At 72.2% G+C, this 223-nt stretch carries 1 protein-coding gene; it reads right to left on the bottom strand.

What is annotated here, in order from left to right; all coding sequences use genetic code 11:
• The coding region (locus tag ACNQQL_RS36280) for a type II secretion system protein GspK (RefSeq protein WP_347069769.1) at nucleotides 1–223 on the bottom strand (223 nt) is incomplete at both ends.

The raw sequence follows: 223 nt of genomic DNA, 5'->3' as shown, positions 1-223 counted from the left end.
CCTGCGCGGACGACACGCTCATCCCCGGCATGAGCGCCGCGATCACCTCGGCCGGCGCGGTGTTCATGTTCACGGGCGTCGTGGTCGGCAGCACGGTGACGAACGGGCGCAACCGCGCGACCATCTCGGGCGTCACGCCGTCGACGTCGAGCAGGCTGTCGACGCTCGTCATCATCAGCGGCGCGGGCCCGCGGTCGCCGCCGGACATGCCGGGATCGTCGGT

The sequence above is a fragment of the Burkholderia sp. LFS061 genome (assembly GCF_047978125.1).
GTDB lineage: Bacteria > Pseudomonadota > Gammaproteobacteria > Burkholderiales > Burkholderiaceae > Burkholderia > Burkholderia pyrrocinia_C.
The sequence above is the reverse complement of the archived record's forward strand: the minus strand, read 5'-3'. Positions and strand labels throughout refer to the sequence as shown.